This is a genomic window from Carboxylicivirga sp., from assembly GCF_982718395.1.
This window is the reverse complement of the sequence record NZ_CEXQWX010000244.1, coordinates 1-6351: the sequence shown is the minus strand read 5'-3', so window position 1 is coordinate 6351 and position 6351 is coordinate 1. Positions and strand designations below refer to the sequence as shown.

Annotated in this window: 5 protein-coding genes; all 5 read right to left on the bottom strand. The window is 39.2% G+C overall.

Annotated elements, in window-relative coordinates; translation table 11 throughout:
• Positions 1-145: 145 nt before the first annotated feature.
• Positions 146-1186, bottom strand: a complete 1041-nt coding sequence (locus tag AC4MRQ_RS24340; RefSeq protein ID WP_491200334.1) for a GMP reductase — start codon at positions 1184-1186, stop codon at positions 146-148.
• A gap of 306 nt (positions 1187-1492) precedes the next feature.
• Positions 1493-1693, bottom strand: a complete 201-nt coding sequence (gene xseB / locus AC4MRQ_RS24335; protein WP_491200333.1) for an exodeoxyribonuclease VII small subunit — start codon at positions 1691-1693, stop codon at positions 1493-1495.
• The gene (locus AC4MRQ_RS24330) at positions 1690-3945 is read right to left on the bottom strand and encodes an ATP-binding protein (protein ID WP_491200332.1); all 2256 of its coding nucleotides are present in this window, start codon (positions 3943-3945) and stop codon (positions 1690-1692) included. Before AC4MRQ_RS24330 ends, xseB begins: the two co-directional genes overlap by 4 nt.
• A 60-nt stretch (positions 3946-4005) precedes the next feature.
• Positions 4006-5391 carry an exodeoxyribonuclease VII large subunit gene (gene xseA, locus AC4MRQ_RS24325; protein ID WP_491200331.1) on the bottom strand — a complete coding sequence of 462 codons (1386 nt, stop codon included), beginning with the start codon at positions 5389-5391 and terminating at the stop codon, positions 4006-4008.
• 3 nt (positions 5392-5394) lie between these two features.
• Positions 5395-6351 (bottom strand): S8 family peptidase (locus AC4MRQ_RS24320; RefSeq protein WP_491200330.1); only part of this gene is annotated, 957 nt, incomplete at its 5' end.

Here is a 6351-nt window from a genome sequence, read left to right as displayed (position 1 = left end):
ATTGAAAATTCAAGCCTTTATTTGCAAAAATAGAAAAGCGTTTACGGATCGTATCTTTATCACAATTATGCAAATAAAGATACGATCCATAAAACAAAAAAGCCGCAATTTGCGGCTTTTAATCTATCTAATTACTCTATCTGAGTTACTTGGTATACACTCGATTTTCCTGTTCGGCAACGCGAATAAAAGTCGTTCGTTTAGTTAGCTCCTTTAACTGCGAAGCTCCCACATAAGTACAGGTACTACGCACACCACCTAATATATCCTGAACAGTTGCCTCTACCGGACCTCGATATTCAACCTCTACCGTTTTACCTTCACTGGCACGGTATTCGGCCACACCACCGGCATGCTTATCCATGGCTGTTGCTGAGCTCATACCATAGAATTGCTTGTATTTCTTGCCATCTTTTTCAATCACCTGACCACCACTTTCGTCGTGTCCGGCTAGCATACCACCCAACATTACAAAGTCGGCACCGGCACCAAATGCTTTAGACACATCACCCGGGATGGCACAACCGCCATCGCTTATGATTTGTCCGCCTAGCCCATGAGCTGCATCAGCACATTCAATAATTGCTGAAAGCTGAGGATAACCCACGCCAGTTTTAACACGTGTTGTACATACCGAACCAGGGCCAATACCCACTTTAATAATATCGGCACCGGCCAGTAGCAATTCTTCCACCATTTCACCGGTCACCACATTACCCGCCATAATTACTTTATCAGGGAAAAGTGAACGGGCCTTTTTTACAAAGGACACAAAATGCTCCGAGTAACCATTGGCTACATCAATGCAAATAAATTTAAGGTGTGGATTAGCTTTGAAGATAGCTTCAACTTTTTCCAGGTCTTTCTCACCTGTACCTGTACTAACGGCTATATAGTTTTCAATTCCTTCAGGAGCATTATTAACAAATGAGTTCCACTTTTCGAGCGTATAATGCTTATGAATTGCTGTAAACATTTCTTTTTCGGCCAACTTTTCAGCCATCTCAAAAGTTCCTACTGTATCCATGTTCGCAGCCATAATTGGTACACCTGTCCATTCTATGCTGGTATGCATAAATTTGAATGTACGTTGCAGGTTAACTTGCGAGCGACTTTTTAATGTCGAACGTTTAGGTCTGAACATGACGTCTTTGAATCCCAACTTAATGTCGTATTCTAATCTCATTTTACATCTCTTTTTTGATTACAGACAAAGATATAGGAATATTACAAATAATAGCAAATGAATATTTTGAATCAGGGAAATAGTTTGTAATACAGCATTCGATTCAGAAACCACAAATTACACAGATTAACGCGAATTGTTTTTCTTCGAAAAACTGAGGTTCATAAAATGTTGATAATCTGTGGTTCGGATAGCAGAATAATCAAGATTAATATAGCGTCATAAGTACCAAATTTAAATCATGTAAATAGTCTTGATTCTTATGTCTAATGTCTTGATACTTCTCTAATTACCCAAATTACTGCCTTAACCATCAATATCTTTAAGTATTTTTTCCACTTCTTCTTCAGTCTTGTAAAGTTTGTCTTTGCATGTTTTAAGAAGTGTACTAACTCTTTTTACCTTGGCAGATAAATCATCAACATCCAGTTCTTCGTTTTCTATCTGTTGCAGGATCTCTTCTATTTCGCTAACGGCATCGTTGTAGGTAAGTTTCTTTTTTGTCATGATGATGTTTCCTTAGATTTTAATGATGGAAGGGTAAAATAAAAGGTACTTCCTTTTTCAAGCTCACTCTCAGCCCAGATAGTTCCCTTGTTAATCTCTACAAATTCCTTACACAGTACCAGTCCTAATCCCGTTCCCTTTTCGTTCAATGTACCCCTGGTACTAAATGCAGAATCTACCATAAACAGTTTCTCCAGATTTTCCTGACGGATACCCACACCGGAGTCAGCTACCGATATTTCAATCATGTCATTTTTACAACTGGCATTCACATAGATAACACTCCCGACACGCGAGAACTTAATGGCATTGCTAATCAGGTTTCGAAGGATTGTATTATATAGGTTTTCATCGGCCCAGGCTACTAGGTTAGGTTCAATCTTTGGGCTGATAACAATATCTTTTTCTTCGGCGTTCAATCGAAGGAGTGAGACAATGTTATGTGTTTGGATAGAAATATCCAGTTGCGTCGGTTTGTATTCTGTGGTTCCAATTTGTGTGCGCGACCATTGTAAAAGGTTCTCAACCAAACCCAATAAACGCTTCGTTGAATTATGAATGATTTGCGAATACTCAATAACCTCCTTGGTGTTTTTCGATTCAGCATTGAGCGTAAGCATTTCAGCAAAACCCATTAACGAGCTAAAGGGGCTTTTCAGATCGTGTGCAATGATAGAAAAGAATTTGTCCTTCGTCGCATTTAGCTGCTTAAGTTCATTGTTTTTAATTTTTAGTAGACGTTCAGTTCTGCGACGCATCCTGTAATTCAGTATCAGAATTAAAAAAGCAAGTAGCAAACTAACCGCTACTATTAAGTAAACAGTTCTGCTGTTGCGTAATATTTTTAAGCTTTCCGATTTATCGAGATTATCCTGCTCAAGAATGGAGATTTGCTGCTCTTTGTTTAGTAGCTTATAAACGGCTTCCATCCGGGCGCTGTTCAACAGGGCCTTTTCATCGGTCAATTCTTCCTTTAACTCCACATAGCGGTTTTTGAAGTTTAAGGCTTCTTTATAGTCTCCCTGATCCTTGTGCCAGTCAGAAAGACTATTATACGTTTGACCCAGCATAACTTTCTCATCCAGCGATTCTGCAATTTCCGAAGCATCAACCAGGTATTTATACGACTGTTCAAAGCGCTTGTTGATCAATAAGGTTTGACCAAGATGAAGGTATGTTTCAGCTTTCAGCGAAGGATCATTAAAACTGAGCATTAGCTTTAATACCTTCTCATAATAACTGATTGCTTTGCTATATTGCTTACCCGACTGGTGTGCCCGGCCGATATTCAGGTACGACATCGCAATATTAGTCGTATCACCGTCGCGTCGTGAAAGATCCAGTGACGTTTGGTAATTATCGATGGCCTCCAGTATTTTCCCCGTTTCGAGATAAATTTCACCAATGTTGTTATAGCAAGCAGCAATGCCTTCTTCATCACCCAACTCGGTGTATATCTTTAACGCTTCCTGATAGTTGATCAGTGCAGTGTTGTTTCGTTTGAGTGAAACATTAATATTACCAATATTGACAATGAGGATAGCCCTGTTTTTTAAATCATTTTCCAGCAGGTTAAGCTCTAGCGCTCTTTCAAGGCAATCCAAGGCTTCACTGTACTGCGCAAGGATATTTAATACAACGCCTTTATTGGTTAATGCTTTTCTGATTAAAGTTGTATTGGCGGTTTCTTCTCCGATTTTTAGTACTTGTTCGAATTTAACCAGGGCCTGTTCGTATTCTCTCAGGTACCAATACATGGCACCTAAGCTATTGTAAGCATTACCTAATTTATCATACTCGTTGTGTTTTGTATAAATGGTAATTGCTTTTTCGAAATGGTTGATCGCTTTTTTGTACTGACCATTGTCACTTTCAATCCAACCTAGGTAATTCTCAATCAAACCTATTTCCTTCTTATTACTATTGTTCTTATCGAAACTTAAAGCTTTATCGAAAAATTCCTGTGCCAGTTTAACTGCTTCAGCATCATATAACACAACTCCACCTTTTTGGTAGATGTTGAATTTTAGCTGTTTGTCATTTTCTGAAGATAATAATTGAACAGCTTCACGGCACAAATCTATTTTCTCAGTTTTTGAATTGGATGACTCTGCTTTTATAACAAGTTGGTAAGCTTTGTGGTCGATCCATTGCCTGTTACCTTGGCCAGAAACCCCATAAGTAACACTAAGCAGAAGACATAGGATGGCCCACGAAGTGTAATTTTTTTTTGTAGATAGTTTGGTTATCATCAGAATGCTTTAAGGCATTTAAAATTGACCACAAAATAAAAAAAGAGCCTTAATAAACCGTTACTTTTCAGGGCTTATTTTTTCAACACGGCTAAGAATTTTTCCATCCTTGGTCTGTGTTAATAACAAATTACCAATCTTGATGGTTGACAGATCTTTTACAAGGGTTTCCTCGTGGTATGTTAATGAGTAACCTCGCTCTATTACCTTTTTAGGATCGCTTAGTTCAACGGTTCTGTCCAGAAGTTTTAATTTTTGCCTTTGGTTTTTAAAGAATCCACTTAACTCCAGCTTTAAACGAGTGGCTAAAAATTCATTTTTTTGTCGGGCACTTCTTGTATGTTTCTTTGTCAGGTAATGTACCGACTCTTTAACATGGGAGTAATAAGCATTCTGTTTGTCGAAATAGTTGCGTGTAGCAAACTGAAGACGCTGAGCTGCTTCTACCTGGTATTGTTTTTTATTAGCCAGTGCCTTATTAACTAATGGTTGAAAGCGGTATGCAGCCAGTTCAATCTTGTGTCTTTCATCGCTGATCACCTGCTGTGTTAATGAACTAAAATGATCCTTCAGATCTAGCAGGTACGATTCGAAACGATTGATGCGTTCGATAATAAACTCAGCAACGGCTGTTGGTGTTTTTAACTTTGTATGTGCAACCATATCAGCTACCGACTCATCACGTTCGTGACCAATGCCAGTTAGTACAGGTAGAGGAAATTGGGCAATATTCATGGCCAGCATGTAGTTATCGAAACACATCAGGTCGGCCGAAGAACCACCGCCTCGAATGATTACAACTGCATCAAACACATTTTCATGTTGATAGATGCGATCCAGTGCTTGTATGATGGACTCTTCTGCTTCATCGCCTTGCATAATGGCCGGAAACAGTTTGTGATAGATTCTATATTCGTTGCTGTTTTTTTCCAGCTGATTAATGAAATCTTCATAACCGGCAGCAGTAGGCGAGGAGATGATGGCTAATGTTTGAGGCACCTCTGCCAACTCTACTTCTTTATTCATATCAATGACACCATCCTCTTCAAGTTGTTTGATGGTTTCCATCTTTCGTCTGGCAATATCACCCAGCGTAAAAGTTGGATCAATATCTTTGATATTTAAACTATAACCGAAAACCTCCTGAAACTCCACACTCACTTTCAACAGTACTTTCAAGCCGGAACTTAATGTTTGCTTGGTGGTTGTTTCAAAATAGGGTTTAAGCATTCGGTAAGTGAATGCCCAAATAGTTCCCCTGGCCTTGGCTTTTATCTGGTCCGATTGATCATCTTTCTCAATGAGTTCAAGATAACAATGCCCGCTTCTGACAGTTCTGATTTCACTAATCTCTGCCACCACCCAATAAGAACCAGGAAAGGCATCATTTATATGCTCCTTTATATTTTGGTTGAGTTCAAATAAACTTATGTGATCTTTGGGCATGCTTTAATGACTTTTAATCACTTTAACATGTTGTTTCGAGTGATTGTTTTCAATCGTAATAATATAGATGCCTTTTGAGAAATGGGCAATGTCATTAATCGTTACTTGTTTAACTCTATTATGTACTTTTTTGTACTTAAGATTACCTAATAGATCAACAATGGATATGCTAATATCTTGTTCTTTTTCACTGGATACGATGAGATAGTTCCGGAATGGATTTGGACTCACTTTCCAGTTGTCTTGAGTTGTTACCAAATGCGGAACATCAACACTTATAGCATTTTGAAAGTCAGGAATACCGTACCCAATTTCATTATCAGGAGTGTTTTTTTGGTGGGAACTGTCTATAATCAACTGTCGGATTTCATCGGCATTTTTATCGGGTAAAGCTTGCCACAAACAGGCGGCCAGACCGCTGATTACGGGAGCAGAAAAGGATGTTCCGTTTCCCTGACTGATGCCACCAGCATTATTTTGAACAGATACGGCCACTCCCAAGGCACTTATTTCTGGTTTTATTCGTCCGTCATAAGTAGGACCAAAAGATGAAAAACCAGCCTTGGTACTATCAGAAACAACAGCTCCAACGGCAAGACATTTTTTTGCATCAGCTGGTGCTCCAATATAATACCAGCTGCCATTACCTTCATTGCCGGCGCTGGTGATTATTAGCATGCCCCGGTCCGAAGCCATGTCCGAAGCCCGTGATATGCGCGATGTCGCATTCATATCAGAATAACTGTAACTTACTGATGGGGCATCAAACTCGTAGTATCCAAGTGATGTATTAATAATATCGACACCTGCACTATCGGCGAATTCAGCAGCGCAGATCCAATAGTCGGGCTCAATGGGATGTTCTGAGAAAACATCTTCTGTTCTAAGCAGCCAAAATGAAGCATCTGGTGCTGTTCCAACAAATTCTGTTTCATCCTTTCCACCCATAATGGAAAGTAC

Bases quoted from the DNA above. Each gene is read 5' to 3' on its own strand.
- AC4MRQ_RS24340 (WP_491200334.1), bottom strand. From the start codon at position 1,186: ATGAGATTAGAATACGACATTAAGTTGGGATTCAAAGACGTCATGTTC.
- xseB (WP_491200333.1), bottom strand. From the start codon at position 1,693: ATGACAAAAAAGAAACTTACCTACAACGATGCCGTTAGCGAAATAGAA.
- AC4MRQ_RS24330 (WP_491200332.1), bottom strand. From the start codon at position 3,945: ATGATAACCAAACTATCTACAAAAAAAAATTACACTTCGTGGGCCATC.
- xseA (WP_491200331.1), bottom strand. From the start codon at position 5,391: ATGCCCAAAGATCACATAAGTTTATTTGAACTCAACCAAAATATAAAG.